The organism is Streptomyces sp. DG2A-72, from assembly GCF_030499575.1.
Classification (GTDB): domain Bacteria; phylum Actinomycetota; class Actinomycetes; order Streptomycetales; family Streptomycetaceae; genus Streptomyces.
In genome coordinates this window covers 8925303-8950366 of the sequence record NZ_JASTLC010000001.1, presented here as the reverse complement: position 1 = coordinate 8950366, position 25064 = coordinate 8925303, and the positions used below count along the sequence as shown (strand labels likewise).

Annotated in this window: 23 protein-coding genes; 9 read left to right on the top strand and 14 right to left on the bottom strand. The window is 70.4% G+C overall.

The genetic code is table 11. From position 1 onward, the window contains the following. On the top strand, window positions 1-810 hold the full coding sequence (locus tag QQY66_RS42495) for an ABC transporter ATP-binding protein (protein ID WP_301985749.1): 810 nt from the start codon (window positions 1-3) through the stop codon (window positions 808-810). Between the two features lie 33 nt (window positions 811-843). Here the strand turns inward: QQY66_RS42495 and QQY66_RS42490 are convergent, their stop codons facing one another. The 6 genes from QQY66_RS42490 to QQY66_RS42465 all read right to left on the bottom strand — a co-directional run bounded on the left by QQY66_RS42490 (window position 844) and on the right by QQY66_RS42465 (window position 6427). Beyond that, complete coding sequence (locus QQY66_RS42490) at window positions 844-1539, bottom strand: GntR family transcriptional regulator (protein ID WP_301985748.1); 696 nt, start codon at window positions 1537-1539, stop codon at window positions 844-846. An 86-nt stretch (window positions 1540-1625) separates the two neighbouring features. Beyond that, a complete protein-coding gene (locus QQY66_RS42485) occupies window positions 1626-2627 on the bottom strand; it encodes a proline racemase family protein (protein ID WP_301985747.1) in 1002 nt (333 codons plus the stop codon). A gap of 13 nt (window positions 2628-2640) precedes the next feature. Continuing rightward, on the bottom strand, window positions 2641-3537 hold the full coding sequence (locus QQY66_RS42480) for a dihydrodipicolinate synthase family protein (protein WP_301985746.1): 897 nt from the start codon (window positions 3535-3537) through the stop codon (window positions 2641-2643). A gap of 43 nt (window positions 3538-3580) precedes the next feature. Further along, complete coding sequence (locus tag QQY66_RS42475) at window positions 3581-4978, bottom strand: NAD(P)/FAD-dependent oxidoreductase (protein ID WP_301985745.1); 1398 nt, start codon at window positions 4976-4978, stop codon at window positions 3581-3583. Beyond that, entirely contained in the window at window positions 4971-5273 is a 303-nt protein-coding gene (locus QQY66_RS42470; RefSeq protein ID WP_301985744.1) for a (2Fe-2S)-binding protein, read from the bottom strand. Before QQY66_RS42470 ends, QQY66_RS42475 begins: the two co-directional genes overlap by 8 nt. Further along, window positions 5270-6427, bottom strand: a complete 1158-nt coding sequence (locus QQY66_RS42465) for an FAD-binding oxidoreductase (protein WP_301985743.1) — start codon at window positions 6425-6427, stop codon at window positions 5270-5272. Before QQY66_RS42465 ends, QQY66_RS42470 begins: the two co-directional genes overlap by 4 nt. Before the next feature lie 76 nt (window positions 6428-6503). On the opposite strand from QQY66_RS42465, the gene QQY66_RS42460 reads away from it, so the two are divergent. After that, on the top strand, window positions 6504-7916 hold the full coding sequence (locus QQY66_RS42460) for an aminopeptidase P family protein (protein WP_301985742.1): 1413 nt from the start codon (window positions 6504-6506) through the stop codon (window positions 7914-7916). 98 nt (window positions 7917-8014) lie between these two features. On the opposite strand, the gene QQY66_RS42455 is transcribed toward QQY66_RS42460, so the two are convergent. Continuing rightward, window positions 8015-8686 (bottom strand): hypothetical protein, encoded by a 672-nt coding sequence (locus QQY66_RS42455; protein ID WP_301985741.1) that lies wholly within the window; start codon window positions 8684-8686, stop codon window positions 8015-8017. Between the two features lie 239 nt (window positions 8687-8925). On the opposite strand from QQY66_RS42455, the gene QQY66_RS42450 reads away from it, so the two are divergent. The 3 genes from QQY66_RS42450 to QQY66_RS42440 all read left to right on the top strand — a co-directional run bounded on the left by QQY66_RS42450 (window position 8926) and on the right by QQY66_RS42440 (window position 10835). Further along, window positions 8926-9579 (top strand): helix-turn-helix transcriptional regulator, encoded by a 654-nt coding sequence (locus QQY66_RS42450; RefSeq protein ID WP_301985740.1) that lies wholly within the window; start codon window positions 8926-8928, stop codon window positions 9577-9579. Window positions 9580-9611: 32 nt separating this feature from the next. Continuing rightward, on the top strand, window positions 9612-10136 hold the full coding sequence (locus QQY66_RS42445) for a toxin-antitoxin system, toxin component (protein ID WP_301987683.1): 525 nt from the start codon (window positions 9612-9614) through the stop codon (window positions 10134-10136). A gap of 462 nt (window positions 10137-10598) precedes the next feature. Then, a complete protein-coding gene (locus QQY66_RS42440) occupies window positions 10599-10835 on the top strand; it encodes a hypothetical protein (protein ID WP_301985739.1) in 237 nt (78 codons plus the stop codon). A gap of 1 nt (window position 10836) precedes the next feature. Here QQY66_RS42440 and QQY66_RS42435 read toward each other — a convergent pair whose 3' ends face one another. Beyond that, entirely contained in the window at window positions 10837-11520 is a 684-nt protein-coding gene (locus QQY66_RS42435) for a 4'-phosphopantetheinyl transferase (RefSeq protein WP_301985738.1), read from the bottom strand. Then, entirely contained in the window at window positions 11468-12376 is a 909-nt protein-coding gene (locus tag QQY66_RS42430) for a metallophosphoesterase (RefSeq protein ID WP_301985737.1), read from the bottom strand. The genes QQY66_RS42435 and QQY66_RS42430 overlap by 53 nt, the downstream gene beginning before the upstream one ends. A gap of 294 nt (window positions 12377-12670) precedes the next feature. Here QQY66_RS42430 and QQY66_RS42425 point away from each other — a divergent pair, with 294 nt between their 5' ends. After that, the gene (locus tag QQY66_RS42425; protein WP_301985736.1) at window positions 12671-13798 is read left to right on the top strand and encodes an ATP-grasp domain-containing protein; all 1128 of its coding nucleotides are present in this window, start codon (window positions 12671-12673) and stop codon (window positions 13796-13798) included. A gap of 119 nt (window positions 13799-13917) precedes the next feature. Here QQY66_RS42425 and QQY66_RS42420 read toward each other — a convergent pair whose 3' ends face one another. The 5 genes from QQY66_RS42420 to QQY66_RS42400 all read right to left on the bottom strand — a co-directional run bounded on the left by QQY66_RS42420 (window position 13918) and on the right by QQY66_RS42400 (window position 21579). After that, window positions 13918-14751, bottom strand: a complete 834-nt coding sequence (locus tag QQY66_RS42420; protein WP_301987682.1) for a sulfotransferase — start codon at window positions 14749-14751, stop codon at window positions 13918-13920. A 231-nt stretch (window positions 14752-14982) separates the two neighbouring features. Beyond that, the gene (locus QQY66_RS42415) at window positions 14983-16233 is read right to left on the bottom strand and encodes an alpha-L-fucosidase (RefSeq protein WP_301985735.1); all 1251 of its coding nucleotides are present in this window, start codon (window positions 16231-16233) and stop codon (window positions 14983-14985) included. A 151-nt stretch (window positions 16234-16384) separates the two neighbouring features. Beyond that, window positions 16385-19429 (bottom strand): glycoside hydrolase family 38 C-terminal domain-containing protein, encoded by a 3045-nt coding sequence (locus tag QQY66_RS42410; protein ID WP_301985734.1) that lies wholly within the window; start codon window positions 19427-19429, stop codon window positions 16385-16387. A 51-nt stretch (window positions 19430-19480) separates the two neighbouring features. After that, window positions 19481-20818, bottom strand: a complete 1338-nt coding sequence (locus tag QQY66_RS42405; protein WP_301985733.1) for a 6-phospho-beta-glucosidase — start codon at window positions 20816-20818, stop codon at window positions 19481-19483. Continuing rightward, on the bottom strand, window positions 20815-21579 hold the full coding sequence (locus QQY66_RS42400; protein ID WP_301987681.1) for a DeoR/GlpR family DNA-binding transcription regulator: 765 nt from the start codon (window positions 21577-21579) through the stop codon (window positions 20815-20817). Before QQY66_RS42400 ends, QQY66_RS42405 begins: the two co-directional genes overlap by 4 nt. A gap of 138 nt (window positions 21580-21717) precedes the next feature. Here QQY66_RS42400 and QQY66_RS42395 point away from each other — a divergent pair, with 138 nt between their 5' ends. The 3 genes from QQY66_RS42395 (at window position 21718) to QQY66_RS42385 (ending at window position 25062) form a co-directional block, all read left to right on the top strand. Continuing rightward, a complete protein-coding gene (locus tag QQY66_RS42395) occupies window positions 21718-22737 on the top strand; it encodes a carbohydrate kinase family protein (RefSeq protein WP_301985732.1) in 1020 nt (339 codons plus the stop codon). Window positions 22738-22825: 88 nt separating this feature from the next. Next, window positions 22826-24112, top strand: a complete 1287-nt coding sequence (locus QQY66_RS42390; protein ID WP_301987680.1) for an extracellular solute-binding protein — start codon at window positions 22826-22828, stop codon at window positions 24110-24112. Then, window positions 24112-25062, top strand: coding sequence for a carbohydrate ABC transporter permease (locus tag QQY66_RS42385; RefSeq protein WP_301985731.1), 951 nt, complete (start codon window positions 24112-24114; stop codon window positions 25060-25062). The genes QQY66_RS42390 and QQY66_RS42385 overlap by 1 nt, the downstream gene beginning before the upstream one ends. Window positions 25063-25064 lie beyond the last annotated feature (2 nt).

The window sequence follows — 25064 nt, the reverse complement described above, 5'->3', positions numbered from 1 at the left end:
ATGCACGCGCTTCTTGCCGTATCCGGCCTGAAGAAGGTCTACGAGGGGTCGGGGCGCCGGGTCGAGGCGGTCCGCGACCTCACCTTCACCGTCGACGCCGGAGAACTCGTCTGTCTCGTCGGCCCGTCGGGCTGCGGCAAGACGACCCTGCTGAAGTGCATGGGCGGACTGCTCGCGCCCACGGCCGGTGAAGTGCTGCTGGAGGGACGGAAGGTGACCGGGCCGCCGCCCGGGATGGCTTTCGTGTTCCAGGAGTACGGGCGGAGTCTGTTCCCCTGGATGCGGGTCGGCGAGAACGTCGAACTCCCCCTGAAGCAGAAGGACTTGAGCAAAGCACGGCGCAGAGAGCTGGTGGCCGACGCGCTGCAATCGGTCGGGCTCGCGGACGCGGCAGGCGCCTATCCCTGGCAGCTGTCGGGCGGTATGCAGCAGCGGGTCGCCATCGCCCGCGCGCTCGCGTACGAGCCACGGGTACTGCTGATGGACGAGCCGTTCGCGGCGGTCGACGCGCAGACGCGCGCCGACCTGGAAGACCTCGTACGAGGGCTGTGGCGGGAGCGCGGCATCACGATCCTGTTCGTCACCCATGACATCGACGAGGCCGTGTACCTGGGCGAGCGGGTGATCGTCCTGTCCTCCTCCCCCACCGTCATCCAGGAACAGCTCAAGGTCGACCTGCCCGACGACCGCGACCAGCTGCACACCCGGGTGGCCCCGCGCTTCGCCGAGCTGCGGACCCATGTGTACGAGCAGATCCAGGCGGCGAAGCGCGGGGAGACGCTACCCGGCCCGGGGAAGAGCATCACCTGACGGCACACGGCTTGCGTCCAGAAGGTGGGATGGTTATTCGTGAGCCGCCCACAGGCCGCGGACATGGCCGAGGTGACGGGTCATGACCTCGCGCACGGCGTCTTCGTCCCGGGCGAGCAGGGCATCGAGGAGTTCGAGGTGCTCTTCGGCGGAGGCCATCAGCCGGCCCCCCTCGAGCAGTGCGGTGAGCCCGTACAGACGGGAGCGCTTGCGCAGGTCGCCGACGACCTCGACCAGGTGCGCGTTGCCGACGATGGCGAGCAGACCCAGATGGAAGGCGGTGTCGGCCTCGACATAGGCGATGAGATCCCCGGCGGCAGCGGCGGCGACGATCTCTCTTGCGGCCGGGCGCAGCGCCTCCAGCGAGACCGAGTCGGCGGTCCTGGCCAGATCCACGACGGTGGGAATCTCGATGAGGGCGCGGATGTGCGTGTACTCGTCGAGTTGTTCCTCGGACACCTCGGTGACCCGGAAACCCTTGTTGGGGACGGTGTCGACCAGGCCTTCCTTGGCGAGATCCAGCATGGCCTCGCGGACCGGGGTCGCCGATACGCCGAAGCGAGCGGCGAGCGTGGGCGCGGAGTACAGCTCGCCGGGGCGCAGTTCACCGGCGATCAGCGCGGCCCGCAGGGCGTCGGCGACCCGCTCACGGTAGCTGCTCTTCTTGCCGCCCACCGTGGGCAGGGCGGGAGCAGCGGCGGTCGGGGCGCTGGTGCGCTGGGCGGGCATGGGACTCTCCTAGGCGGTGCAACTGGCTGTGCGACGGTGCAATGTCACGCGTCACACGACAATATCCCCGGACGCGGGCCGCAGGCTCACAGCACGAACCCCGCCGGGAACGGGTCAGCGGGGTCGAGCAGATACTGCGCCGTCCCGGTGATCCAGGCGCGGCCGGTGAAGCTGGGCAGGACGGCGGGGCGGTCGGCGACCTCGGTGGTGGCGAGCAGCCGGCCGGTGAACCGGGTGCCGATGAAGGACTCGTTCACGAACTCGGTGTTCAGGGGGAGTTCGCCGCGCGCGTGCAACTGCGCCATGCGCGCGCTGGTGCCCGTGCCGCAGGGCGAGCGGTCGAACCAGCCGGGGTGGATGGCCATCGCGTGCCGGGAGTGGCGGACGGTGGAGCCGGGGGCGTACAGGTGGACGTGGTGGCAGCCGTGGATCGACGGGTCCTCGGGGTGGACAGGCTCGTCCTCGGCGTTGATCGCCTCCATCAGGGACAGGGCCGCTTTGAGGATGTCGTCCTTGCGGGAGCGGTCGAAGGGCAGGCCGAACTCGTCCAGCGGCAGGATGGCGTAGAAGTTGCCGCCGTATGCCATGTCATAAGTCACCGTCCGCCCGTCGGCGAGCGCGATCTTGCGGTCGAGGGCGACGGAGAAGGACGGCACGTTCTGGAGGGTGACCGCCTTCGCCGCGCCGTCCTCCACCGCCACCTCGGCGACGACCAGGCCCGCCGGGGTGTCGAGCCGAATCGTGGTGACCGGTTCGACGACCTCGACCATGCCGGTCTCGACGAGCACGGTCGCCACGCCGATCGTGCCGTGCCCGCACATCGGGAGATAGCCGGAGACCTCGATGTAGACGACGCCCCAGTCGCAGTCGGGGCGGGTGGGCGGCTGGAGGATCGCGCCGCTCATCGCGGAGTGGCCCCGCGGCTCATTCATCAGCAACTGCTTGATGTCGTCCCGGTGTTCACGGAAGTACAACCGCCGCTCGTTCATCGTGTCGCCGGGGATGGTGCCGATCCCGCCGGTGATCACGCGGGTCGGCATGCCCTCGGTGTGCGAGTCGACGGCGTGCAGGACGAGTTTGCTGCGCATGGTCCAGACTCCTTCACGCGAGCCCTGCGGCTACGGCCTTCTCGGTCGCGGCGCGTACGGCCGCCTCCTGCTCGGACAGCAGCGGGACGCGCGGCGGGCGAACCGGGCCGCCGTGCCGGCCGACGATGTCCATGGACAGCTTGATCGCCTGCACGAACTCGACCTTGGAGTCCCAGCGCAGCAGCGGGTGCAGTTGCTCGTAGAGCCTCTTGGCGGTGGCGAGGTCGCCGCCCACGGCCGCCCGGTACAGCTCGACGGTCGCGACGGGCAGCGCGTTCGGGTAGCCGGCCACCCAGCCCTTGGCGCTCGCGAGCGCAAGCTCCAGCAGAACGTCGTCGGCGCCGATCAACAGGTCCAGTTCCGGGGCGAGTTCGGCGAGCTGATAGGCGCGGCGGACGTCGCCGGAGAACTCCTTGACGGCATGGATGTGGCCCTCGCCGTGCAGCTTGGCGAGGAGTTCCGGTACGAGGTCGACCTTGGTGTCGATGGGGTTGTTGTACGCCACGATCGGCACCCCCGCCTTGGCGACCTCCGCGTAGTGCGCCAGCACCGACCGCTCGTCGGCGCGGTAGGCGTTGGGCGGCAGCAGCATCACGGACGCGCAGCCGGCGTCGCGTGCCTGCTCGGCCCAGCGGCGAGCCTCCGCCGAGCCGTAGGCGGCGACGCCGGGCATGACGCGCTCGCCTCCGATGGCGGCCACGGCGGTCTCGACCACCTTGGCCCGCTCCTCGGGGGTGAGTACCTGGTATTCGCCGAGCGAGCCGTTCGGTACGACGCCGTCGCAGCCGTTCTCGACCAGCCAGGCGCAGTGTTCGGCGTATTTGGCGTGGTTCACGGACAGGTCGTCGTCGAGCGGGAGGGCGGTGGCGACGAGGATGCCCCGCCAGGGGCGGTTCGCGGTGGCGGTCATATGAGGTTCCCTCCGAATGGAATGTGACATATCACTGGAGACATCACTCGACTTCGGACTCCCCTGCCCGAGCCAGCACCCCCAACGGCACCGGCCGCGCGAACGGCCTTCTGCCCGGCGTCTGAGCGCACCCGGCCAGCCCCGTGACCGCGGGCCCGCACACCCGCCCCTGGCACCAGCCCATCCCGGCCCGCGTCAGCAGCTTCACGCTCCGCAGGTCACCGGCACCGAGTTCACCGACGGCCTCGCGGATCGCGCCGCCGGTCACCTCCTCGCAGCGGCAGACCACGGTGTCGTCGGTGACCTGCTCGGCCCAGTGCGCGGGCGGCGCGTACACGGTGTCCAGCGCGGCGAAGAACTCCCGCAAGCTGCTACGTGACTTCGCTGCCGCGGCCCACGCGCCCGGGTCTGGCTCGGCACCGTTAAGCCGCGCGGCGGCCGAGCAGCCCGCGATGTGCCCCTCGGCGAGGGCGAGGGCCGCGCCGCCGATGCCGGTGATCTCGCCCGCGGCCCAGACGCCGGGGACGTCGGTGCGCTGCTCGTCGTCGACGTGCACGTTCGGTCCGTCGAGGCGGCACCCGAGGGTCTCGGCGAGGTCGGTGTGCGGCAGCATGCCGTGCCCGACGGCGAGGGTGTCACAGGAGATGCGCCGCTCGGTGCCGGGCCGGACGCGTCCGGCGCCGTCGAGCGCGGCGACGGTCACCGCCTTGAGGCGTTCGGTGCCGTGCGCCTCGACCACGGTGTGGTGAACGAGGGCGCGCACCCGGTGCCGGAGCAACTGGGCGGCGTACTGGGCGCCTTCACCGACCTTGCCAGGCTGAGCCGCGAGCGCCCGGGTCCGTCGTACGAGATCTGTGAGGTGCGCGGACTCGACGAGCGCTGCCACCTTCACCCCGGCCGCGGCGAGTCCGGTCGCCACCGGAAGCAGCAGCGGCCCGGTCCCGGCGACCACGGCGGTGTGCCCCCAGACGGCGAGGGTGCCCTTGAGCATGGCCTGGGCGCCGCCCGCGGTGATGACGCCGGGGAGGGTCCAGCCGGGGAAGGGCAGGACCTTCTCGTAGCCGCCGGTGGCGAGGAGGACGGCGTCGGTCTGCACGACGGCGGGTTCCTCCTGCTCGGGGCCGAGCAGGGCGTGCACCGTGAAGTGACCCGACTGCCCTTCCACGAGCCAGACATGATGGTCCGTCAAGTGCGTGACATGTCCCGCCTCCACGCCTCCGGCCAGGGCATCCCGCAGCCGCTCCCACGTCCGCCACTGATGGTGCAGGGCCTGCGGGCTTCGGGCGCGGAGTTCGGCGGCGGGCTGACGGTAGAACTGCCCGCCCGCCTCCGGCGCCGAGTCGATCAGGGTGACCCGGACACCGCGCGCCGCGGCGGCCACGGTGGCGGCGAGGCCCGCCGGGCCCGCGCCGATCACGGCGAGATGCGGCCGTTCAGTCATCGTGCCCCGTCCCCTCCTGCGTACGGATCGCGTCGCCCGGCCGCACCGGCACGAGGCAAGCGCGTTGGTTCGGGCGGTCGTTGACCGTGACCAGGCAGTCGAAGCAGACGCCGATGCCGCAGAAGATCCCGCGCGGGCGGCCTTCGGCACGGGTGGTGCGCCAGGAGGTGACGCCGGCCGACCAGAGCGCGGCGGCGACGGTCTGGCCGGGAAGGGCCTCGATCTCGCGGCCGTCCAGCGTGACTGTGAAGGCGGGACCGGGCCGGGCCCCGGCCAAGTCAAACGGGGTTCTCACGCGGCCTCCTCGGGCGAGGCGAAGCGGTCAGGCCGGAACGGCGCCACATCCAGGTCCGGGGCCTTCTCGGTCAGCACCTGCGCGATCAGTTGCCCCGTGCCGGTCGCGAGCCCGATGCCCGCACCCTCGTGACCGCAGGCGTGATGGAGGCCCGGCACCCGTGGATCGGCGCCGATGGCGGGCAGGTGGTCGGGCATGTACGGCCGGAAGCCGAGGTAGGCGCGCATCGCGCGGACCCCTTCCAGGAACGGGAACAGCCGCGTCGCGCCCGCCGCGAGCGCCCGTACGGCCGGCAGGGAGAAGGTCCGGTCGAAGCCGATACGTTCACGGCTCGCGCCGATCAGGACCGGCCCGGCGGCCGTGCCCTCCACGACCGGCGAGGTCTGCAGTGCCGCCGAGTCGCTGGCGACGTCGGCCACGTAGTCGGCGGCGTACACCTTGTGGTGGACCACGCGCGGGAGCGGTTCGGTGACAAGGACGAAGCCGCGGCGCGGGAGGACGGGGAGGTCCACGCCCGCGAGGGCGGCGAGGTCGGCGCCCCAGGTGCCCGCGGCGTTGACGACCGCCGGGGCGTGCAAGTCGCCTCCGTCGGTGCGTACGCCACGGACCGCCCCGTCCGGTGTGCGCAGGATGTCCGTCACGGTCCTGCCGGTGAGCAGGCGGGCGCCGGAGGCCTTGAGGAGGTGGGCGGCGGCCAGGGCGGGCATGACCTGAGCGTCCTGGGGGTAGTGGACGGCGCCGGGAAGACCGGGGGCGAGATGGGGTTCGAGGTCGTAGAGGGTGTCGGGTGCGACGAGTTGGGCGGCGACTCCGACGGCGCGCTGGCCGTCGGCGAAGCGCTCCAGGGCGGTGAGTCCACCGGGGGACGTGGCCACCACGACGCCGCCCTTGGCCTCGTACTCCACGGACTTCCCGAACTCCGCCGAGAGTTCGGCCCAGAGGCGGCCGGACAGGAGCGCGAGGTCCAGCTCGGGGCCGGGTTCCTTGTCGGAGACGAGGATGTTGCCCTCGCCGGCGCCGGTCGTGCCGCCGGCCACCGGGCCACGGTCGACCACTGTGACGTCGAGGCCCGCGCGACCGGCGTACAGGGCGCACGCGGCGCCCACCATGCCGGCCCCGACGACCACGACATCGCAGGTCAATCGCTTGCTCACGGCAGTACTATGTCACATACCGCTCCAGCTGGGAACGATGTCACCCGACGTCACACACGGAAGAGGTGCCCCCGACATGGCCAACGGCCGTAAGAACTCTCTCTACCGAGGAATCTCCGACGAGTTGTCCGCCCTGATGCGGACGGGCTGGGCCGACACCGAACGCACGGATCTGCGACAGACCGAGCAGGCCCCCTACGCGGCCCGCCGCCGCGCCGCGCTGTCGGCCCGCTTCCCGGGAGAGCGGCTGGTCGTCCCCTCCGGAGGCCTCAAGATCCGCTCGAACGACGCCCATTACCCGTACCGCCCGTACACCGGCTATGTGCACCTGACCGGCGATCAGGCCCGCGACGGCGCCCTGGTCCTGGAACCCCGCCCGGACGGCGGCCACGACGCGCACTGCTACCAGCTCCCCCGTGACAGCAGGGACACCGACGAGTTCTGGACGGGCTACACCGCCGAGCTGTGGATGGGCCGCCGCCGTACGCTCGCCGAGTCGGAGCTGGTGCTCGGCATGGAGTGCCGGGACATCCGTACGATCGCCGAGGACCTCGCGAAGTCGACCAACACCCCCACCCGTGTCGTCCGCGGCGTCGACCCGTCCCTGGATGCGGTGCTCGCCACCGACGAGGAGCGGGACGACGAGTTCGAGGAGGCCGTCTCCGGACTGCGGCTGGTCAAGGACGAGTGGGAGATATCCGAACTGCGCCGCGCCGTGGATGCGACGGTCCGCGGATTCACCGATGTCGTACGGGAGTTGTCGCAGGCGATCGCCACGTCGGAGCGGTGGATCGAGGGCACCTTCTTCCGCCGGGCCCGCGTCGAGGGCAACACCGTCGGCTACGGCTCGATCTGCGCGGCCGGCGAGCACGCCACGATCATGCACTGGCAGGACAACGACGGCCCGGTCCGCCCAGGCGAACTCCTCCTGCTGGACGCGGGCGTGGAGACCCGCACTCTCTACACCGCCGACGTCACGCGCACGCTCCCGATCAGCGGCACCTTCACGCCGCTGCAGCGTGAGATCTACGACGCGGTGCACGAGGCCCAGGAGGCGGGCATGGCCGCGGTCAAGCCCGGTGCGCACTACCGCGACTTCCATGAGGCCGCCCAGCGGTCGCTGGCCGCCCGCCTGGTGGAGTGGGGCTTCCTGGAGGGCCCGGCCGAGCGCGTGTACGAGCTGGATCTCCAGCGCCGCTTCACCATGGCGGGCACCGGTCACATGCTCGGTCTCGACGTGCACGACTGCGCGCAGGCCCGCAACGAGGACTACATCGACGGCGTGCTGGAAGCCGGTATGTGCCTGACCGTCGAGCCCGGCCTCTACTTCCAGCCCGACGACCTGACCGTCCCCGAGGAGTGGCGCGGCATCGGCGTCAGGATCGAGGACGATGTGCTGGTGACGGCGGACGGGAACGAGAACCTGTCGGCGGGGCTCCCCCGCTCGGCCGACGAAGTCGAGGCGTGGATGCGGGAGTTCGCGGGCTGACCCCAGAACCGGAAAGGGGGCGACAGAACCGGAAAGGGGGCGACGCGCCCCGTCCTGACCAGAGCGCCGTCGGCGACCTGAACGCCGGCGGTGCCCGGTCAGGCGTCGGGGGCGGTGACCACCGTGAGGTGGCTCGCCGTGCGGCGGGCTCGTGCGGGCCTGCGGCCGGTGGGGGTGGCGCGGCGGGCGGGGCGCAGGACCAGCGTCATCCGCGTGTAGCCCATCTCGTGCAGCGTCCGGGGGGTTTCGTCGACGACCCGGCAGTCCGTGGCGCCCCAGCGCGGGTCCGGGTGCAGCAGCGGGCGGACCGCGCCGTCGTGGGCGAGGGCCTGCTCGCCCACCGCGCGGATCCAGTGCGGCAGGCCGTGCCGGTAGGCGGCCTCCATGATGGGGTCCTGGGCGATGTCCCGACGGATCGACTGCAGCCCGTGGTCATGGCCGTGCCGCTCGACGGCGGCGGCGAAGAGGGCCAGCATGGGCAGGCACCAGCTCGACTCGTGTTCGCCGAGAACCGTGCTCGCGTCCGGATGGAACAGGACGAAGCGCAGGAAGTTGTCGTACGGCATGGCCGTGGGGTGCGGGCCGATGCCGCGGAAAAGTGTCTCGAAAGCGGTGTTGGTCAGGACCACGTCCCACCGGTGATCGAGCACGACGGACGGGAAGGTGACGGCTTCCAGGAGGGTGGCGTAGTCATGGAGATACGCCTGGGCCTCAAGACTCTCGGGGACGGGCCGCGGCGCCGGCCGCTGCCCACCTGCCTGATATGCCATCGGGAGGTCACCCCTCTTGCCTATGCGGCCTTCACGCGGCGCCTTGATCCTCCTGCCCCGACGCGAGGCGTGTCAACTATCGTGGCATTTCATGCCGGTTGACGGCTGAAATTGGCCACAGTTGTGGCGAGACCTGGATGTGAGTTCGAACCACCGGCTACTCTCCGGGAAGTTCACGGCAACCGTGTGTGGTGAGAATGCCGGTGAGAAGGCCTGTGAGAGACGTGGGAGATCTGTCGGTGACGGATGGCTTCGAGGGTCCCGGCGCCGTGACGGCGGCTCTGCCGGCCGTCGTCGCCCGGGTCACCGCACTCGCCGACCGGCTGGGCGTGGCGCACGCGGACGTCTTCGCCACCGGCCGTCTGTCCGTCGCCTCCGGTGTCCCCGAGCCCGTGGTCAAGGCCCTGCTGAGCGGCCGGCCGGCGGGCGAGCCCGATGTGCAGGCGAGGTTTCTGCAACGCCTGGACCTGCTGCGCCGCACCCGGCTCAAGCCGAACGGGCGCAAGTACACCCAGCAGGAGATCGCCGACGGCGCGGGTATGTCGCGGCAGCAGGCGGGCGCTCTCATCAACGGCGACCGGCGTCCCACGATGGAGCACTGCGACGCCATCCAGCGCTTCTTCCGGGTGCACGCCGGATTCCTGACGGCCGAGGACCCCGAGGCGCTCGCGGGCGCCCTTCAGCGCACCGAGCAGGAACTGCTGCAGAAGCTCGCCGACCGTGAGCGGGAGGCGGCAGCCGCCGCCGACGACCCGCTGGAGCGGCTGCTGCAGGACCACGGCGTCCGCGGAATCGCCTGGCGGGCCGCACAGCTGCCCACCGACCAGCACCGCGACAAGGTCGCCGAATGGCTGGACATGCTCCTGGAGAGCGTCAAGCGGCCCGAGTCGTGAGCCGGGGGAGAGCAGTGGGCATCGACAAGGAAATGCGTCGCCTGTGCGGCGAGTTGGTCGCGGAGCTGGCGCTCCCCGCACCGGCACGGCCCGAGGAACTGTACGGCGCTCTGTGCGACGCCATGAGCAGACGCCGCGGCCGTCCTGTCCACTTCCGTACGGCCGCCTTCCCGCCCGGCACCGCCAGCGGGCTGTGGCTCGACATGGCCGACCAGGACGTCGTGGTCGTCGAGGAACGCACCGCCCCCGACCACCAGTTGGTCATCCTCGGCCACGAGCTGTGGCACATGAAGGCCGGGCACTGCAGCCACCATGTCGAGGGCGCCGCCGTCGCAGCCCGGCTGCTCAGCGACGAGGCCGACCTCGAGGACACCGTCCGCCGGATCGCCGCCCGCACCCGCTTCGACCTCGCCGACGAGCAGGACGCCGAGAGCTTCGGCCTCCTGCTGGCCAGCAAGTGCCGTACCTGGCTTGCCGGTTCGTCGTCGCGGGGGCCGGTGCAGCGGGATCGTCTGGCGGGGCGGATCGAGGCGTCGCTGGGGTATCTGGGGCCGTGACACTGGCTCGGTCGCCTTCGGGGGCGCTGAATGCCGGTGTCGAGACAGCGAACGTGCTCAGCGCTTCGCGCCGCTGTGTTGAATGGCTCGGTCGCCTTCGGGGGCGCTGAATGCCGGTGTCGAGACAGCGAACGTGCTCAGCGCTTCGCGCCGCTGTGTTGAATGGCTCGGTCGCCTCCGGGGGCGCTGAATGCCGGTGTCGAGACAGCGAACGTGCTCAGCGCTTCGCGCCTCCGCGCGTTCGCTGTCTCGACACCGGCGCGCCCCCTACGGCTCCCTCGCGGCCGGCGCGTCGGACCAGTGGGCCTTGGTGGGCACTCGCCGGGCACTCGCCCTGGGCTGAGTGGGCGAACCGGCAGGTAGCCAAGCCCGATTGTCAGTGGTGGGCGGCAAACTTGGAGGTGCGTGCCACCCGAGTGCGGAGGCGCGCCCGACCGACGCCGACGTGGGGAGAGCCGACCGATGCAGACCGCCCTGGTGACCGACCGTGAGCGCGCCGCCGTACAGGCCTATCTGCGGCTGCTGCATACCGTGCGTGCGGCCTTCGACACCGCTGCCGGCCCGCCGGGCGGTGGCCTGCCACCTGCCGTTCCGCCGTCCGTGCTGGCCGAGGCGGAGCAGGCGCTGGCGGAAGCGGGGCTTGCGGGCAACGAGGAGGAGTTCTTCCGGCTGCTGCAGAGCTGGTGCCCGGAGGCCTGACCTACGCCCTGGCCTGGTGGGGCACGGCGACGGCCGTCGCCACCAGGCCGCGCCGGACGGTCCAGCGGCCCTCGAAGTGACGGAGCCGCCGGCCGCCGATCAGCGGTCCGGGGACCAGGAGTTCGGCGCGGAAGGCGCCGCCGAGCCGATCGCCGGGGTCCGCGGAGATCTCGATGTCGGCCTCGGTGAAGTCCAGCCACTGCCGGGCGAGGGGGAACCACGCCTTGTATACGGACTCCTTGGCGCTGAACAGCAGCCGGTCCCAGTGGATGTCCGGGTGGAGCGCGGACAGGCTGCTGAGCCGCGGTCCCTCCGTGGGCAGGGACACAGCGGCCAGGACACCTTCCGGGAGCGGGTGATGGGGTTCGGCGTCGATGCCGATCGAGGCGAGGTCGGTGGCGCGGACCAGGGCGGCGGCGTGGTAGCCCTCACAGTGGGTCATGCTGCCGACCAGGCCGGCCGGCCAGCCCGGTGCGCCGCGCTCGCCGGGCAGCACGGGCTGCGGCGGCACGCCGAGCTTCTCCATGGCGCGGCGGGCACAGGCCCGTACGGTGGCGAACTCACGGCGGCGCTTGTCGACCGCCCGCGCCACGACCGCCTCTTCCTCGGGGTACAGAGGCGCCGGCTCGTCGTTACCGTACGTCTCCACGACCACCACCGAGGCGGGCAGCAGCTCCTCGATCACCTGGCCCTACCTCCCTGGGCAGTATGCGGCGCAGTGCCCCCGGCTCCTGGGAGCGTTTGCTCCATTCTCGCGGGTATCCGACGGACACCTCTTCGAAGCGGACACCGTCGTGCCAGGTCGTCCGCGGAATGTGCAGATGACCATAGACCATGGTCTGGACCCGGAATCTGCGGTGCCAGTCGGCCGTCAGCTCGGTGCCGCACCACATGGCGAACTCGGGGTACCACAGGACGTCCGTCGGGTGCCGGTCCAGCGGGTAGTGGTTGACCAGCACCGTCGGCAGGTCGTCGGGCAGCTCGGCGAGCCTGCGCTCGGTGGCCGCGACCCGGGCCCGGCACCAGGCGTCGCGGCTCGGGTAGGGGTCGGGGTGCAGCAGATACTCGTCGTTGCAGACGATGCCGGTTCCGTGCGCGTACGCCAGTCCCTCGTCCTTGGTCGCGCAGCCGGCCGGGAGGAACGAGTAGTCGTAGAGCAGGAACAGCGGCGCCACGGCCACCGGGCCGCCGGGGCCGTCCCAGATGGGGTACGGGTCCTCGGGTGTGAGCACGCCGAGTTCCCGGCACTCCTCGACGAGGTGCTCGTAGCGGGCGACGCCGCGCAGGGTGACGGGATCCTTCGGGTGGGTCCACAGTTCGTGGTTGCCGGGGGCCCAGACGACCTTGCGGAAGCGGCCGGCGAGGGTCTTCAGGGCCCAGCGCACGTCGGAGACGGTCTCGGAGACGTCGCCGGCCACCAGGAGCCAGTCGTCGTCCGTCTCGGGGTGCATCTTCTCGACGAGGGCGCGGTTCTCCGGGTAGCCGATGTGCAGATCGCTGATGGCCAGCAGTTGTCCGGCACCGCCGGCCGTCGACGTCACGTGTTCGCCCCTTCCGCGCACGAATGGCTCCACGACAGCACATCCGAAGCCCCCGGACAAGGCGGATCTCGACGGCGGGCCGCGCGGGTTATCAGGAGAACATCGTCCCGACAGGCAACATCCGAGAATCCGTAACACGTACGTTGCACGCCACACCCCCGCGAAGCCGTATGATCGCCCCAACACCACCACCACGGACTTCCCTTCACCAGGGGCAGTTTGGTGTTCCCTCCATTCGATCTGGCCGGGCCCGGCCTGCTCCGCCGTGCCCGCGAACCGTGAAAGGCGGCCTGCATGGTCTCTCGCGTACGCGTCTGGCTCAACCGCACGTACGCGGAGAACGTGTTCTTCATGGATCAGCTGCGACGAAATCCCAGCGATCGGGCCGTCGAGATCCATGCCACGCACGGGGACGCCGACTCCCCCGTGCTGGCCGCCGCCGACACCGCCGACTTCGAGCCGGAGGGCCTGTCCCCGGCCGCGTATGTCGAGTACGCCCTGGACCAGTGCGCGCGTCGCGGCATCGACGTGTTCGTGCCCCGCATGCAGCAGTCGGCGATCGTGGCACACCGCGCCGACTTCGAGGCGGTCGGCACGGCGGTGCTCGCACCGCCGCCCGAGGCCGTGGCCGTCTTCCACGACAAGGTGATCGCGTACGAGGCGGTCGAGGCGATCGGCGTGCCGGTGCCGCCGTGGTGGCGGGTGCGGTCGGCGGACGAACTCGTCGCCGTTGTCGAGGAGTTGGAGGCGGGCGGCCACAAGGCGTGCTTCAAGCCGGCGTCCGGCGCGGGCGGGGTGGGCTTCCGCAACATCACCCGCACCCCGTTCTCGATGATGCACCTGAACGGCTTCCCGAGTTCGTACGTCCCTCTCGACCTGGTCGTGCAGGCGGTACGGCAGTCCGACGAGCCGGTGGACTGGCTGGTCATGCCGCGCCTCGAGCAGCCGGAGGTGTCGGTGGACTGCCTCACCGGGCCCGACAACCGGATCCGGCTGGCGGTGGGCCGCACGAAGGACGGCCGGCGACGTGGGTTCACGCTGCACGAGCAGTGGCTGGCGCCGGCGCGGGCGATCGCGGAGGGGTTCGGGCTGCACTACCTGTCCAACATCCAGTTCCGGATGTTCGGGGACACGCCGGTCCTCATGGATGTCAACACGCGTCCGGCCGGCGGGCTGCATCAGCTGTCGTTGTGCGGTGTCAACGCGCCTTGGGCGGCTGTTCAGTTGGCGCTCGGTGAGGATCCGGGTGAGGTGGTTCCGCCGTTCCTGGGGCAGGACTACACGGTGGTCTCCGGGCCGCGGCCGTTGCGGCCGGTGTCGTTGCCTCAGCAGCGGGAGGCTGTGCCGCTGTCGAGGGTGCCTTCGCCTGCGCCGGTTGAGTCGATGGAGTCGGGTGCGGCGGCGCAGGCACTGCCGCTCTAGGTTGTCTGCCGGGTGCGGGTGGTCTGTGGTTGCTCGCGCCCACACGGCGGAGCCGCAAATCGACTCACCGGCGACCTGGACCCAGATCCGTGACTGGGCGGGCGTCGGTGTGGGGGTGTCTACGGTGCCTGGACCTCGTACCCCCACGCCTTCGCGATCTCCTGCAGACGCGGCGGCAGTTCGGCGGTCGGGTCGGCGGTGCGGGCGGGCTGGATGCGGCCCGACTTGATGGTGCTGCTCCAGTCGCCGAGCTGGGGGCGGAAGGTGCCGTGGTCCTTGTTGCCGTAGTCGAGCATGCCGCACTCCCACTCGACGCCCAGGTAGTCGCACAGCGCGCGGGTGGCCTTCTCCGGTTCGGCGGTGAGTTCCTCGTACGTGACGATGTGCGCGTTCCCGAGCTTCTGCCGGGCCTCTTCCAGCTTCTCCGAGTAGTTGAGCACCTCGGCGCGGATGGCCTCGTGGTCGGGGTCCCGGCGGCGGTCGGTCAGGGACGCGACGATCGCGCCCGGGTGGCGCAGCAGCAGGATGTAGCGGGCGCTGGGCCAACATCGGTCCAGGCGGGGCCAGATGAGGGTGTTGGGTGGCGTCTTGTCGACGATGATGTCCTTGCCGCTGCGGGTCAGCTCCAGGTGCAGCACCCGGTCCCAGAGGAGGTGCTCCAGCTCGGCCTTGTCGAGTTCCAGCGCCTTCATGGCGTCCGCGGTGAAGCTGCGGGTCAGCTGGACGTGGACGGTGCGCAGATGCATCTCGTGCGGGGCGCGGATCCGGCTGTGGCTGTTCAGCAGCACGCGGAGCAGGGTGGAGCCCGAGCGCACCGAGGACAGCACGAAGACCGGCGACTCCACCAGGCGCGGGGCGATCGGAGCGACGTACGTCGACTCCTTCAGCTTCGCGGCGGGCCGGGGCGACGGAATGGCGTCCAGGGTGCGACGCGGCGGGCTCACCGCCTGCATCATCAGCCTCCCCCGGCGCCTCAGCCCTTTGCCGATCGCTGACTTACGCGAGTCTCCCACCGCGACACCTTTCTCTTCCGCCTTACCTTCGCATCCCACGGGCAGTAGGCAAACTCCAAGTGTCCAAGAAGCAAAGCGCCATGGTCACGGGCTCCGGGAATCCGGCCGTGACCAGGCGCTTTACCGCTTCCTTAAATCTTCATGGGAGTTCCTGGGACAACGTGTCCAGGATCAGAAACGTCCGGCCCCCCGGTACAGCTCCAGCTCGCCGTCCAACTCGACGGCGAGGACCGTGGCGTGCGGGTCGAGGTCCGCCGCGGCGGGCGGTTCGATCCACAGCACGCCCGGCGTCTCGTGCAGGCCTCCGGTGATCCGATGGTCCAGTTCGGTGCCACTGCCGAGCACGGTGACCCTGCGCACCGAACCGAGCAGACCGCGTACGTTGATCTCCGCGCGCGGGGCGTCGAACAGGATCAGGTACAGCGTGCGGCGGTCCTTGGAGAGGGTGCTCGGGCCGTAGTGGTGCCCGGCGGGCAGCCCCCGTACCGTGCCGTACACCGCCTCCGCGTGCTGGGCGATCCAGTCGCCGAGCCCTTCGAGGCGCTCGGCCTGCTCCTGCGGGATCGTGCCGTCCTCCCTCGGTCCGACGCTGAGGAGGAGATTGCCGCCACCGCCGATCGTCTCGGTGAAGTAGCGGATCAGCTGGTCGACCGACTTGTGGTTGTGGTCGTGGTGCTGGTGGCCCCAGGAGTCGTTGATCGTCAGGCACAGCTCCCAGGGGCCCTCGGGCGGGACGACCGGGGCGCCCTGCTCGGGGGTCGCGTAGTCGCCCTCGCTGAGCATGCGGGCGTTGAACACGACGTCCGGGACCTCGGAGCGGATCAGCGCGGCCAACTCGGGGATGCGCCACTGCTCCTCACTGCGGTCCCACTCCCCGTCGAACCACATCAGGTCCGGCTTGTAGCGGGAGGTGAGTTCGCGGATCTGGCCGTCCCGGTAGGCGAGGAAGCGTTCCCAGGCCTCCAGGTCCTCGAACTCGGCCGCCACCTCCGAGTAGCGGTTGTCCTCCAGCTCCGGCGGGCGGCCCGGCTTGCGCGTGGAGGCGTAGTCGGGGTGGCTCCAGTCGGAGTGCGAATAGTAGAAGCCGACCTTGAGGCCCTGCTCGCGCAGGGCGCCGGCGTATCCGGATATCAGGTCCCGGCCCACGTTCAGCTCGCCGTACGCGGTGTCCCAGAGGGCGACGCCATCGTGATGGCGGGTGGTCAGGACGGCGTACTTGGCGCCGGCGCGGGCGAACAGCTTCGCCCAGTCCCGCGGCTCGTACCGGGATGCGGTGAAGCGGTCGAACTGGGACATGTAGGCGTCGTACGGGACGATGTCGTCGTAGAACGACCAGGACTCCTGGACGCCGTCGACCGCGTAGATCCCCCAGTGGATGAAGATGCCCAGCTTGGCGTCCGTGAACCACTGCTGTATGGGCACGGCTGAACTCCCGACGGTAATAGGTCACTTCGAAGGAGAAGGGGCGGGCGGCTGATCATGGGCGGTGCCGCGTCCCACCTAAGGGGCGCGGGGAACTGCGCGACCAGCCCCCACAGACCCGCAGCAAACGACGCGCCCCTCCAGCGGAGCGCTACGCGCGAGCGAGACGCAACGTCAGCACCTGGAACGGCCGCAACCCGACCGCGACCCCGCCGTCGACAACCTCAACGTGCTCGTCCGCAAGCGGACGTTCCAACAGGTCGGTCACCTTCGCTCCGGCCAGCGGGAACCCGGTGCGCAGGACGCCCTGGGCGCGGCCGCCGCGGGACTCGTAGAGCCGGACGACGACATCGCCGGACCGGTCGTCGGCGAGCTTGACCGCTTCGACGGTCACGCCCTCGCCGTCGACGGAGACGACCGGCTCGGGGGCGCCCGCCGCATCCGCCACGCGCAGCGGGAGGTTGAGGGCGTAGCCCTCGGCGACGGCGTCCTCGATGGTCGCGCCGGGGAGCAGCGCGTAGGTGAAGCGGTGGCGGCCCTGGTCGGCCTCCGGGTCCGGGATGCGCGGGGCGCGGACCAGGCTGAGGCGGACCGTGGTCGTCGTACCGCCGTCCTCGCGGACCGTGCGGGAGACGTCGTGGCCGTACGTCGAGTCGTTGATGACGGCGACGCCGTAGCCGGGTTCGCCGATGTGCACCCAGCGGTGGCCGGAGACCTCGAAGCGGGCCGCCTCCCAACTGGTGTTGGTGTGCGTGGGGCGCTGGATGTGGCCGTATGCGATCTCGGCGGAGGAGTGCGGGGCCCGGATGTCCACCGGGAAGCCCGCCTTGAGGAACTTCTCGGCCTCGTGCCAGTCGATGTCCGTCTCGAAGTCGATACGGGGGCTGCCGGCGCGGAGGGTGATGGTCTGGGTGATGGTCGAGCCGTTGCCGAAGGACCGCACCACCCGGATCGCGCCGACCAGCGGGTCCTGCTCGACGACGGTGATCTCCGAGGCGTCCAGCAGGTCCGTGTAGCGGTTCTTGTAGTGCTTGTCGACGTCCCAGGCGTCCCAGTAGTTGGGAAGGTCGGTGTGGAGGCGGAGCAGGTTGCCGGCGTCGGCGAGGACTTCGCGGTTCGCCCGCAGGTCGTGGACGGACGACAGTGTTCCGTCCTCCGCCACCGTCACGCGTACGAGACCGTTGTCGAGGGTGCGGTTCTCGACCGTCACCGGCTGCGGGGGCTCGGCGGCGGCGACAGGTGCGCTGCCGCCGGCCGGTACCTCCACATAGACCGGCCGGTCGGCCGCGCGCAGCACCTCGGAACGCTCGTACGGACTCGTGTTGAACACCCGGGGTCCGCCACCGCCGAGGGCGTCCACCGCCTCCCGCGTCAGCGCCTCCAACTCCTCTGCCACACGGGCGTATTCGGCCTCCGCCTCCCGGTGCACCCAGGCGATCGACGAGCCCGGCAGGATGTCGTGGAACTGGTGCAGCAGCACCGTCTTCCACAGGCGGTCCAGCTTCTCGTACGGGTAGGTGTAGCCCGGCGCGTGCAGTGCCGCCGTCGTCGCCCACAACTCGGCCTCGCGGAGCTTGTGTTCGGAGCGGCGGTTGCCCTGCTTGGTGCGGGCCTGCGAGGTGTACGTGGCGCGGTGCAGTTCGAGGTAGAGCTCGCCGACCCAGACCGGGGCGTCTTCGTACTCCTCGCGGGCCTTGGCGAAGAAGTCGTCCGGGTGCTCGACGACGACCTTCGGCGAGCCCTCCAGGTCGGCCAGCCTGCGCGCCCGTTCCATGATCTCGCGGGTGGGGCCGCCACCGCCGTCGCCCCAGCCGAAGGGGGCGAGGGAGCGGGTGGCGCTGCCCTTCTCCTGGTAGTTGCGGACCGCGCGGGACATCTCCTCGCCGCTGAAGCGGGCGTTGTAGGTGTCGACCGGCGGGAAGTGCGTGAAGATACGGGTGCCGTCGACGCCCTCCCACCAGAACGTGTGGTGGGGGAACTTGTTGGTCTGGTTCCAGGAGATCTTCTGGGTGAGGAACCACTCGTTGCCGGCCAGCTTGGCGAGCTGCGGATAGGCCGCTGTGTAGCCGAAGGAGTCCGGCAGCCACACGCCCTTGGTCTCGACGCCGAAGTTCTCGATGAAGAACCGCTTGCCGTGCACGAACTGCCGGGCGACCGCCTCGCCGCCGGGCAGGTTGCCGTCGGCCTCCACCCACATGCCGCCGACCGGAGCCCACTGGCCCTTCTTCACCGACTCCTGGATGCGTGCCCACACCTGCGGGTAGTTGTCGCGCACCCACTCGTACTGCTGGGCCTGTGAGCAGGCGAAGATGAAGTCCTCGTACTCGTCGGCGAGCGCGGTGACGTTGGAGAAGGTGCGGGACGTCTTGCGCTTGGTCTCGCGGATCGGCCACAGCCAGGCGGAGTCGATGTGCGCGTGGCCGACGCCGGAGACGATGTGCGCGCTCGCGTTCGCGGGCTTCGACAGCACCGGCTTGAGCGCCTCACGCACCTCGGCCGCCGAGCCGGAGACGTCGTCGAGGTCGAGCAGGTCCATCGCCCGGTCCAGGGCGTGCGCGATCTCGTGCCGGCGCGGGTCGTGCTCGCCCAGCTCCAGCATCAGCTCGCGCAGTACCTGCACGTCCAGGTCGAGGTGGAAGACCTCCTCGTCGAGGACGGCGAGGTCGGCGCGCTGGAAGGTGTAGAGGGGCTTGTCGCCGGCGGTCAGGACGTCGCCCATGGGCGTGGTCTTCGAGAAGTTGTCGGCGAGGATGTCCGGGTTGGAGGCCGCCTCGACGAGGTAGTCGATCTGCTCACCGCCGGTCGCCGGGTTGGCGATCGGCACGTACTGGTTGAGCGGGTTGACCGCCTTCAGCGGGGTTCCGTCGGTGCGGTGGACCAGCGCCTCGGCCTGGTTGCCGGGCCAGTCGCCGATGAAGCCGAGGTCGATGACCGCCTCGACGCGCTTGCCGGCCCACTCGGCGGGCACCTGTCCGCGCATCCGGAACCAGGTCGTGCCCCACGGCGGGCCCCACGGGGTGTCCATCGCGAAGGGAGCGTAGGGAGCGGCCGCCGCCTCCTCGAAGGAGACCGGCTCGCCCGGCGCCTGCCAGGCCTTGACCTCGAACGGCACCGTGGCCGCGTAGATCGCGGCCTTGATGCGCTGGTCGTGAAGGCGCTGGACGCGCTCTTCGATCCTTTGGCGTTCGTCGTGCATCAGAGTCTCCAGAGAGCGTACGGGGAGATGAAGAGCCTGCCGGGAAAGCGCTTACGCAAGATACGTGAGACCAGGGTGAACCTGGGTGTAGCCGTCGACCAGTCTGCGGGCCACGCTCACGGAGTCGACGAGCGGGTGCAGGGCGAAGGCCTTCACGGCCGTCGCACGGGACCCGGACTCGGCCGCTGCGAGGACCTCGCGCTCGACCGCCTTCACCGAGCAGACGAGCCCGGTGGCGTGGTCGGGCAGCGGATCGACGGCGACGGGGTGGGCGCCGTTGGCGTCGACGAGGCACGGGACCTCGATGACGGCATCGTTGTCAAGGACGGAGAGCGTGTGCTCGTTGCGCACGTTGAGGATCAGGGTGGTGCGCTCGTCGCGGGCGATGGCCCGCATCAGCGCGAGGGCGACCTTCTCGTAGCCGCCGGAGAGGTCGTCGGCGTCGCGCTCGCCGGCGCCCGCCGTCTCCCGGTTCTCCGCCATGTACGTCGCCTCGCGTTCGGCGCGGGTGCGGTCCCAGGCGAGCAGGGCCGCCGCGCTCGGGTCGCGCATCTCCTCGTAGAAGCGGGCCTGCTGGTCGCGCAGGAAGGCGCCGCGGGTCTGGTGGGCCTCCTGGTAGGAGCGGACGGCTTCCCGGTTGAAGTAGTAGTAGTGCAGATACTCGTTCGGGATCGCGCCGAGGGACTGCAGCCAGTCGGGGCCGAAGAGCTTGCCCTCCTCGAAGGAGCCGAGCAGGCCGGGGTCGGCGAGCAGCCGCGGCAGCTCGTCGCGGCCGGCCACGCGCAGGCCGCGGACCCAGCCGAGGTGGTTGAGGCCGACGTAGTCGATCCAGGCCTCGCGCGGGTTGGCGCCGAGGACGCGGGCGATACGGCGGCCGAGGCCGACCGGCGAGTCGCAGATACCGATGACGCGGCCCGCGAGGTGGCGGGACATGGCCTCGGTGACCAGGCCCGCGGGGTTGGTGAAGTTGATGACCCAGGCGTCCGGCGCGAGGCGGGCCACGCGCTGGGCGATGTCGACGGCGACGGGCACCGTGCGCAGGCCGTAGGCGATGCCGCCCGCGCCGACCGTCTCCTGACCGAGGACGCCCTGCGCCAGGGCCACCCGCTCGTCGTTCGCGCGCCCTTCCAGGCCGCCGACGCGGATCGCGGAGAACACGAAGTCGGCGCCGCGCAGCGCCTCGTCGAGGTCGGTGGTAGCGGTGACCTCGGGAGCGTCGGGGGCGTCCACCGCCTGCTCGGCCAGGACGCGGGTCACGGCGTCGAGCCGGCCGACGTCCAGGTCGTGCAGCACGACCCGGGTCACCCGGCCCTCGCCGCGGTCCCCGAGGAGCGCCCCGTACACGAGCGGCACGCGGAATCCGCCGCCGCCCAGAATCGTCAGCTTCAAGGTTGCACCTTTCCTGCCACGAACACGTCGACGCCCGCCTCCTCCAGGGAGGACCGCGTCGCCGTGTTCACGGGAGCGTTCGTCACCACCATGTCCAGGTCCTCGGGACCGCATACCTTCGCCATGCCCGTGCCCGGGAACTTCGCCGAGTCGGCGAGCAGGACGACCCGGTCGCCGGCCTTGATCATGGCGCGCTTGACCGGCACCTCGACGACCGTCGTGTCCATCACCTGACCCCCCGGGCGCACTCCGCTGGTGCCGAGGAAGAGCCAGTCGGCGTGCAGCTGGCGCAGATTGTCCTCGGTGAGGAAGCCGACCAGGGAGCGGTAGTCGCGGCGGACCATGCCGCCGAGCAGGACCAGCTCGATGCCCTCGTCGTCGGCGAGCTCCTCGTAGACCACCAGGTTGCTGGTGATCACGGTGAGCCGGCGGCCGTGCAGCCGGCGGGCCAGGCGGTAGGCGGTGGTGCCGATGTCGAGCAGCACCGACTGACCGTCTTTGATCATCCCCGCCGCGTGCTCGGCTATCGCGTCCTTCTCGGACACGCGCACCTCGGCGACCTCGGCGAAGGGCTGGTCGCCCTCCTCCGCCACGGCGCCGCCGTGCACCCGGGTGAGCAGGCCGTCCTCCTCGAGTTTCACCAGGTCACGCCGGATCGTGGCGGGGCTCACACCCAGCTGCTCGGAGAGATCGGTCACGGCCGCGGGGCCGCCGGAGCGCAGGGCCCGCAGGATGAGTTGGTGTCGTCGTTCTGCCAGCACGCCGTGAACACTACTCGTCATCTTCAATCATTTCCATGCTCACTTCTGCTGAGGTATTGACCAATGTCGCCGAGCAGCGCACGATTCCGGTCATCGAAAATGACGAGTTTTGACGAGCTCCCACGAAGGGATGTGCGCGTGGACGACGACAGGCCCGATGTGCTGCTGACCGGGCTGCTCTTCTACGACCTCGTCCTCACCGGGCTCGGGAAGCCGCCGACGCCGGGCGAGGAGATCTGGACGTCCGGCATGGGCTGCGGCCCGGGCGGCATCGCGAACCTCGCGGTGGCCGCGTCCCGGTTCGGCCTGAAGACCTCCCTGGCCACGGTCTTCGGCGACGACTTCTACGGCGAGCACTGCCGTGACGTCCTCGCCGACCAGGAGGGCGTCGACCTCTCGCTCTCCCGCACCGCGGACGGCTGGCCCACCCCGGTCACCGTCTCCATCGCGCACGGCCACGACCGGGCCCTGGTCACCCACGGCCAGGAACCGCCGTACTCGCAGGACACGCTGATGGGCGACCCGCCCGAGGCGCGCGCCGCCCTGGTGCACATCGAGGCCGAACCCCGCGCCTGGCTCGGCAAAGCCGCCGCGAACGGCACGCAGATCTACGCGGACGTCGGCTGGGACCCCACCCAGCAGTGGTCCACCGACCTCCTCGACCAGCTCTCCCTGTGCCACGCCTTCCTCCCCAACGAGACCGAGGCGATGGCCTACACCCGCACCGACAGCGCGGTCGCGGCGCTCGGCACGCTCACCGAGCTGGTGCCGGTCGCCGTGGTCACCCGCGGCGGCGACGGCGCGATCGCCGCCGACCAGACGACGGGCGAGTACGCGGAGGTTCCCGCCCTCGACATCGATGTCCTGGACGCGACCGGCGCCGGCGACGTGTTCGGCGCGAGCTTCGTCGCCGCCTCGCTCGGCGGCTGGCCGCTGGCGGAGCGGCTGAAGTTCGCGGTGCTGGCGTCCGGCCTCTCGGTACGGCACCACACCGGAGCGCTGGCCGCCCCCGGCTGGTACGGCATCCACCAGTGGTGGCAGGCGCTCGACGACCCCGAACTGCGGCGCTCGTACGGCTTCCTGGCCGACCGGATGCCGCTTGACCTGGGACCACCGGTCCGGTACGCGCCGCTGACGCCCCCGAACTCCCCCCAATGATCTCCCCTGATCTCCCCTGATCCCCCTGATCCCTCTGGCACACGAAGATCCTCGAAGATCCGTGAACATCCGAAAGGCGGTGGGAGCTGTGCGGCTCTCACGAAGAGGCCTGCTGCGCGCGGGCCTGGCCGGTACGGCCGCCACGGCACTCGGCGGCCTGGCGACCGGCTGTGCCGTTCCGACCGGGTCGACCGGCCGGAACATGGTGCTGTGGTACTGGAGCGGCGGCCTGAGCGACAAGGTCGTCGAAGGCGCCAAAGCGCGATACGACAACTCGGTCGACCTCCAGGCCATCCAGATCGGCGGCCAGTACCGCTCCAAGCTCATCACCACCATCACCGGCCGGGCCCACATCCCCGACATCGCGGGACTCAAGGGCGAAGACATGGCCGCCTACCTGCCGAACGCGAACCAGTTCATCGATCTGCGGACGCTTGGCGCGGACAAGTACCGCAGCCAGTACCTGTCCTGGAAGTGGGACCAGGGCATCGCCGACGACGGCACGATGGTCGGCTTCCCGATCGACTGCGGGCCGGTCGCGCACTACTACCAGTACGACGTGTTCCGCAGGGCGGGGCTGCCGTACGAGCCCGACGACGTGTCGAGCGGACTGAACACCTGGGAGAAGTTCTTCGACGCGGGCGTGCAACTCGCCAAGCGCGTCCCGGGGGCCCGGCTGCTCACCGACGTCAACTCCGTCTTCGAGAACGTCGTGCAGCAGGGCGCGCAGCGGTACGTCGACAAGGACCGCCACTTCATCGGCGACCAGGAGCACGTCCGCCGGGCCTGGGCGCTCGCCGTGGAGGCCAAGCAGCGCAGGATCGTCTCGGACCTGGTCAGCGGCACTCCGGACCAGCTGTCGGCCATCCAGGACGGCAAGCTGCCGAGCCAGCTGAACGCCTCCTGGGCCAGCTTCGACATCAAGAACGGTGTGCCGAAGACCAAGGGCAGGTGGCGGGTGGCGCAGATGCCCGTGCGGCCCGCCAACAGCGGCGGCTCGTTCCTGTCGATCACCAAGGCGTGCCGGGAGCCCGAGCGGGCCTTCGAGATCATCACCTGGATGCTCAACGCGTCCAACCAGGCGCAGGGTTACGTCGACGCGGGCCTCTTCCCCTCCACGCCCGCCTCCTACGGCCTGAAGCCGATGCAGGAGCCGGACGACTTCTTCGGCGGCCAGGTCACGACCGACGTCTTCGGGCCGGCCGCGCAGAAGATCGTGGTCGCCTACAACAGCCCGTTCGACATCGCGCTCGGGCAGCCCCTCAAGGACGAGATCAAGAACGTCGGTGTCCTCGGCAAGGACCCCAAGAAGGCCTGGAGTGACGCCATGAGCAAGTGCCGGCGCATCGCGAAGCACCTGGGGGTGAGCTACTGATGGCCGTTCTCGAGCAGACCCCGCCCGCTGTGGCGCAGCCCGCCCCGACACAGCCCAAGAAGGGCTTCCGCAAGTACTGGCACCTCTACGCCGCCATCTCCCCCTTCTACCTGATCTTCCTCGGCTTCGGCCTGTTCCCGGTCGGCTTCTCCCTCTACCTGTCCTTCCACCGCTGGGACGGCCTCGGCTCCATGGAGTGGGCCGGGCTCTCGCAATACCAGTACCTGCTGAGCGACACCGACTTCTGGAACTCGATCGGCAACACGATCATCATCTGGGCGCTGGCCACCTTCCCCATGATCTTCCTGGCGATGGTCACGGCCGTGATGCTCAACTCCGCGGTCCGGTTCAAGGGCCTGTACCGGGTCGCGTACTTCCTGCCGAACGTCACCTCGGTCGTCGCGATCGCCATCGTCTTCGGCTCCATCTTCGCCACCAACAACGGCATGGTGAACGCCGTCTTCAACGCGGTGGGCCTCGACCAGGTGGCCTGGCTGAACACGCCGTGGGGCATCAAGGTCACCATCGCGGCGCTGATGACCTGGCAGTGGACCGGCTACAACGCCATCATCTTCCTCGCCGGGCTCCAGACCATCCCGGGCGAGTTGTACGAGGCGGCGCGCGTGGACGGCGCCGGGCCCATCCAGACCTTCTTCCGGATCACGCTCCCGCTGCTGCGGCCCACGCTGCTGTTCGTGCTCGTGGTCTCCACGGTCACCGGCCTGCAGAGCTTCTCCGAACCGCAGGTCCTGCTCCAGACCTCGTCCAACGACTCGACGTTCGCGGGCGGTCCGGGCCATTCGGGCCAGACGATGGTCCTCTACTTCTTCCAACAGACCTTCGACAACAACGACTTCGGGTACGGAGCCGCGGTGGCCTGGGGCATCTTCCTGGTCGTCGTGCTCTTCTCGATCATCAACTGGCGCCTCGTGCAGCGCCGGGGCGAATAGGA

Coding starts and splice junctions, on each gene's coding strand:
- QQY66_RS42420 (WP_301987682.1), bottom strand. CDS start 14,751: ATGCAGGCGGTGAGCCCGCCGCGTCGCACCCTGGACGCCATTCCGTCG.
- QQY66_RS42410 (WP_301985734.1), bottom strand. CDS start 19,429: ATGCACGACGAACGCCAAAGGATCGAAGAGCGCGTCCAGCGCCTTCAC.
- QQY66_RS42475 (WP_301985745.1), bottom strand. CDS start 4,978: ATGACTGAACGGCCGCATCTCGCCGTGATCGGCGCGGGCCCGGCGGGC.
- QQY66_RS42460 (WP_301985742.1), top strand. CDS start 6,504: ATGGCCAACGGCCGTAAGAACTCTCTCTACCGAGGAATCTCCGACGAG.
- QQY66_RS42490 (WP_301985748.1), bottom strand. CDS start 1,539: ATGCCCGCCCAGCGCACCAGCGCCCCGACCGCCGCTGCTCCCGCCCTG.
- QQY66_RS42385 (WP_301985731.1), top strand. CDS start 24,112: ATGGCCGTTCTCGAGCAGACCCCGCCCGCTGTGGCGCAGCCCGCCCCG.
- QQY66_RS42485 (WP_301985747.1), bottom strand. CDS start 2,627: ATGCGCAGCAAACTCGTCCTGCACGCCGTCGACTCGCACACCGAGGGC.
- QQY66_RS42495 (WP_301985749.1), top strand. CDS start 1: ATGCACGCGCTTCTTGCCGTATCCGGCCTGAAGAAGGTCTACGAGGGG.
- QQY66_RS42425 (WP_301985736.1), top strand. CDS start 12,671: ATGGTCTCTCGCGTACGCGTCTGGCTCAACCGCACGTACGCGGAGAAC.
- QQY66_RS42445 (WP_301987683.1), top strand. CDS start 9,612: ATGCGTCGCCTGTGCGGCGAGTTGGTCGCGGAGCTGGCGCTCCCCGCA.
- QQY66_RS42455 (WP_301985741.1), bottom strand. CDS start 8,686: ATGGCATATCAGGCAGGTGGGCAGCGGCCGGCGCCGCGGCCCGTCCCC.
- QQY66_RS42480 (WP_301985746.1), bottom strand. CDS start 3,537: ATGACCGCCACCGCGAACCGCCCCTGGCGGGGCATCCTCGTCGCCACC.
- QQY66_RS42440 (WP_301985739.1), top strand. CDS start 10,599: ATGCAGACCGCCCTGGTGACCGACCGTGAGCGCGCCGCCGTACAGGCC.